General features: G+C 49.1%; 1 protein-coding gene. It reads right to left on the bottom strand.

The genetic code is table 11. The features are described 5' to 3' along the window. Positions 1–507, bottom strand: a 507-nt coding sequence (locus tag R8N47_RS28595) for an SH3 domain-containing protein (RefSeq protein WP_318186533.1), incomplete at both ends; no start/stop codon positions are given.

A 507-nucleotide genomic window follows, 5' to 3' on the forward strand; every position in this document is an offset into this window, starting at 1 on the left:
CAGCGCTCGACAAGTGAAGCTGCCCAGCAGCTCGTGTCGGGCACTCGATACAGAATGAGTCGCTTGCTGAGCATCGAGCAACGGATTCGGTTGAGTCGACAAAATATCGCGATTCACTACGTTGCTGCGTACGTAATCTTGATGCACGTAGCCCTTAATAACGCCTTTTTGTTCAACCAGAATCCAAGGTTCTCCTTCAACTCTCGCCAACGCATTGAACACTTCGCCTTTTTCAAGTTGCCCCAGCTTTGTACTCTCTACACTCGGTTTGGAGCGCAAATTTAACCCCGTTTTTGAACGATAGGAGACATCCATAAACTCCAGCTTGTTAGAGGTATCCACTCCCTCTTCTACTGGCCTGACTATCTCCGCTTGTTGCCACTCATTAGGTTGCACGCGGATCTTCCACCACGAATAGGTGTCAGGGTCTTTGCCTTTGAATTTATCTCGGCTGTCCGACTCAAGCGCCACCAGCATTTGATTTAAGAAAGATTCCCGCCCTTCACT

Source organism: Vibrio sp. 2132-1, assembly GCF_033344315.1.